Here is a 1,869-nt window from a genome sequence, read left to right as displayed (position 1 = left end):
GTCTTGCCCGCGCCGGTCGGCGCGCACACCAGCGCGCCGTGCCCGGACTCCAGGGCCTGGCAGGCGGTGCGCTGGAACGGGTCCAGGTCGAAGGAGAGCTCACCGGCGAACTCCGCGAACTTCGGGTGCGCGCTGCGGTGCCGGTGCGCCGAGTACGACTCGGCAGGCGACGCGGGGGCGTCCGGGTCGCGGGGCTGCGCGCCGACCGGCTGCGGGGAGTCCGCAGGGCTGCCCGGCTGCTGCGGTTGCGCCGGTTCCGGGTTCACCATCCTCGACTCCTCCCGGGTGCCGGAGGTGTCCGGGCTGGAGATGTTCGGCTGGTTCGGGTGCGAACGGCTTGCGGCCACACTTCCAGGTTTTCACATCGCCCCGGCGGTCGTCGCACACACGCCCGCAGAGCTGTTCGGCGAGCGGCGCCGGGCGGTCACCGTTGCCGCCCTGACCGGAGCACCGGCGAGGACGACGTCGGCGCTGCTCAACCGCGAGGCGCTCGCAACACGCTCATGCTCACGCTGCTTCTCCGGTGAGGCTGGCCTCGGCCGGGGCGAGCACGCGCAATGCGCCGGGTTCGCAGCGCACGCTGACCGGCAGCCGCACCTGGGGTTCGCCATCGGCGAACGCCACCCAGCCGTTGCTGCCCGACAGCCGCACCGAACGGGCCCGCAGCGTGCGCACCGCCGGGTGCTGCACGTGCCCGCCGCTGCGCATCGTCGGCATGATCTTCAGGAAGTCCTCGCGGCCGACCTCGCCGACCACGGTGATGTCGAAGGTGCCGTCGCTCGGGTCGGCCCGCGGGCAGATCGGCACACCGCCGCCGTAGGAGGTGGTGTTGCCGATGGCCACGCAGGTCGCGGCCAGGTCGAGCACCGTGTTGTCCGCCTCGACCCGCAGCGGCATCGCCCGCAGCCGGGTCAGCTCGCGCAGGATCGCGAAGTCGTAGCGGGCGCGCCCGATGGGCAGCTTCGACCGGTTCACCCGCGCGTTGACCTGCGCGTCGAACCCGGCGCAGAGCACCGTGGCGAACCGGTTCCCGCCGACCACCCGGCCCAGGTCCAGCACCCGCCGCTGCCCGTCCTGCAGCGCACCGGCCGCCACCCGCGTCGCCGCGAGCGGATCGGCGGGCAGGCCGAGCGCCCGCGCCAGGTCGTTGCCGGTGCCGACCGGGATCACCGCCAGCGCGGTGCGGGTTCCCACGCACGCCTGCACCGCCGCGTGCATCGCACCGTCACCGCCGACCACTGCCAGCACGTCCGCCTCACCGGCCACCGCGTCACCGGCCGAGGCGGCGAAGTCCTCGGCGGTCCGGGCGATCGCGACCCGCACGGCCGACACGGCGCGGAACCGCCGCACCACCTCGGCCGCGACCCCGGCGGCGCGGCCCCGGCCGGAAGCGGGGTTGATCAACACTACGGTGCGCATGGTGCAACATCGTGTCGCACGACCCTGTTCGGTGACCAGAGCCGTCCCCGCTCAGCTGAACCGGCCGGTCCGCAGCGCCGTCGTGGGCAATCCGGCTGGTACGGAAGGGCAACGGCGCAGCGTGCCGACCGGCTGATCCACCCGGAAGTACGGCTCGGCGGCGCGCAGGCGCTCACCCGCGAACAGCCCCGTCAGCTCGCGCAGCCGGTAGCGGCCATCGGCCTCGGCGGCCAGCAGCCCGACCTCGGCCAGTTCGTCCAAGGCGCGTTCGGCGGTGTCCACGTCCACCTCGGCGAGCACGGCCGCCTGCCCGATCGCGATCTCGCCGTTGCCCGCCAAGGACAGCCGGCGGAACACGTGCAGGGCAGGCTCGGTGCAACGGCGGCACGACGCTTCGAAGGTCTCGCGCATCTGCAGATCACCCGCGGTGAGCGCGGCGAGCCTGCGGTG

Annotated in this window: 2 protein-coding genes and 1 pseudogene; all 3 read right to left on the bottom strand. The window is 74.1% G+C overall.

The window, feature by feature from the left end:
- Positions 1 to 347 (bottom strand): hypothetical protein (locus tag IJH84_RS28450; RefSeq protein WP_295151076.1); only part of this gene is annotated, 347 nt, incomplete at its 3' end.
- 160 nt (positions 348 to 507) lie between these two features.
- The gene (locus tag IJH84_RS28445) at positions 508 to 1,419 is read right to left on the bottom strand and encodes a diacylglycerol kinase family protein (RefSeq protein ID WP_200069664.1); all 912 of its coding nucleotides are present in this window, start codon (positions 1,417 to 1,419) and stop codon (positions 508 to 510) included.
- 51 nt (positions 1,420 to 1,470) lie between these two features.
- Positions 1,471 to 1,869 (bottom strand): annotated as a pseudogene (locus tag IJH84_RS28440) (hypothetical protein); the annotation flags it as partial.

Source organism: Saccharopolyspora sp., from assembly GCF_017434145.1.
In the GTDB taxonomy this organism is placed as follows: Bacteria; Actinomycetota; Actinomycetes; order Mycobacteriales; family Pseudonocardiaceae; genus Saccharopolyspora_C; species Saccharopolyspora_C galaxeae.
This window is presented reverse-complemented; position numbering and strand designations above follow the sequence as displayed.

Coding starts and splice junctions, on each gene's coding strand:
- IJH84_RS28445 (WP_200069664.1), bottom strand. CDS start 1,419: ATGCGCACCGTAGTGTTGATCAACCCCGCTTCCGGCCGGGGCCGCGCC.